This window comes from Pseudomonas sp. FW305-28 (assembly GCF_017351395.1).
In the GTDB taxonomy this organism is placed as follows: Bacteria; Pseudomonadota; Gammaproteobacteria; order Pseudomonadales; family Pseudomonadaceae; genus Aquipseudomonas; species Aquipseudomonas fluorescens_AA.
Genome location: NZ_JACNDD010000294.1, coordinates 1 through 1,930, shown reverse-complemented (window position 1 = coordinate 1,930; position 1,930 = coordinate 1). Strand labels below are relative to the sequence as shown.

Below are 1,930 nucleotides of genomic sequence, written 5' to 3'. Positions count from 1 at the left end.
GACCGCAGTGGCATTGAGCGTTTCCAACAGGTGCTGGCGTTCGGCCGCCGGCAGGCTCGCGAGGGCCTGCAATGGCGTATCCGGAGCCTGCTCAAGAGCGGTGACCAGGCTTTCGAGTGTGGTCTGCACGTATTCGCCGATACGCCGCGCACAGGTCCCGACCAGCGCCTGCACCACCAGGCTGAAGCCCTCGCCTTCATCATCCACGGCCAGCGTCACGGGGTAATTGGTACGTTCTTCACCGCCAATCGACTCGATGCCTTGCCACGCCGTCAGCGCCTGCGCGGTCACCTCGACCCCGCAATGACGATAGTTGAGCATCGAACTGAACAACGGCGTTGGCGCAACCACGCCACTGCAACGCTGGGCCAGTGCCAACGGAGCATGCTCATGGCCCAGCAGGCCGGTGAGTCGCTTGTGGGTCGCCTTCACCGCTGCGTATACACTTTGTCCAGCCAGGCTCACCCGCAATGGCAGGGTGTTGATGAACATGCCCAGCGCCCGATCAGCCCCATCGCCGGCCTGCATGCGCCCCAACAGCACGGTGCCGAAGACCACGTCGTCGCGACCGCTGACACGGCCCAGGACTTGCGCCCAGGCCAAGTGCATCAGGCTGGCCGCGCTGATGCCCAACTGGCGGGCCTGGGCGCGAAGACGACGGCACAGGCCCGTCTCCACGGCCAGCTTCACCTCTTCCACGCCATTGCCATCGCCTTGCACGTCCCGCAGGCCGAATGGCAGCGTTGGCTCGTCGATGTCGCCAAGCATCTCGCGGAAAAACGCTTCATGTGCCTGTTGATCGACACCCAGGCGCGCCTGGGCCACATAGTTGCGATAAGGCACCGATTCGCCCAGTTCATGCACCTTGCCCAGCAACTGGGCCTGCATTTCACGCTCCAGCACTTCCAGGCCGGTATGGTCCAGGACCATGTGGTGGAACAGCAGCATGGCGACCCAACGCTGGTTGGCGACATCCTCGGCAATGGCCAGGCGCAGCATCGGGGCCTGACGCACGTCCAACCGGTAATGCCGGGCATCGAAGCGCTCATACAGCCGGGCAACGGCATCGCCGGTCCCCGAGTCCGCGTCCAACTCGTCAACGCTGAGCCGAGCCTGCCGCCACACCACCTGCATCGGTTCGTCGAGGTTTTCCCAGACCATCGAGGTCCTGAGAATGTCGTGCCGGTCGACCACCCCCTGCAATGCCTGGGCAAAGTCATCCAGGCGGGCCCGGCTGTCAAACCCGAACAGCGTCTGCAGCACGTACGGATCACCCATTTTCGCCGTCAAATGGTGATACAGGATGCCTTCCTGCAACGGCGCCAGCGGATAGATCTCTTGCACGTTGCGCGCCCCTCCCGGCACGCTCGCCACGATCCGATCGATGGCCTCCTGGCTCAATGCAGCCAGCGGCAACATGGCCGGCGTGATGCGCTCACAGCCCTCGACGATGGCGCAGGCCGGCACCACCACTTCGCGGTGCCCGCCCACCGCAGCGGCCAGCGCCTGCAGCGTTGGCTGGCTGAACAGCACACGCACATCCACCGACAGCTCGACCTGGCGCATACGCTCGATCAGCCTCATCGCCAGCAACGAATGCCCGCCCAGTTCGAAGAAATTGTCGTGGCGCCCGACCCGTTCCACTTTCAACAACTCGGCCCACATACCGGCCAAGAGCTGTTCGATCTCGCCCTGGGGCGCCGCGTAGGCCTGGCTCGCGTAAGCCTCGGCGTCCGGCGCCGGCAGCGCCTTGCGGTCCACCTTGCCGTTGAGCGTCAACGGGAACGCCGACAACATCACGAACGCCGCAGGCACCATGTACTCGGACAAGGTCGAGGACAATTGCTCGCGCAACCCGGCCACGCTCAGCGTGACTTGCGGTTGGGCAATGACATAGGCCACCAGGCGCTTCTCGCCGGTTTCATCGGCT

The 1,930-nt window shown here is 64.6% G+C and carries 1 protein-coding gene; it reads right to left on the bottom strand.

Annotated features, from left to right (window positions below):
• A partial coding sequence (locus tag J4E53_RS30475; protein WP_259333263.1) for a condensation domain-containing protein occupies positions 1-1,930 on the bottom strand: 1,930 nt, incomplete at both ends.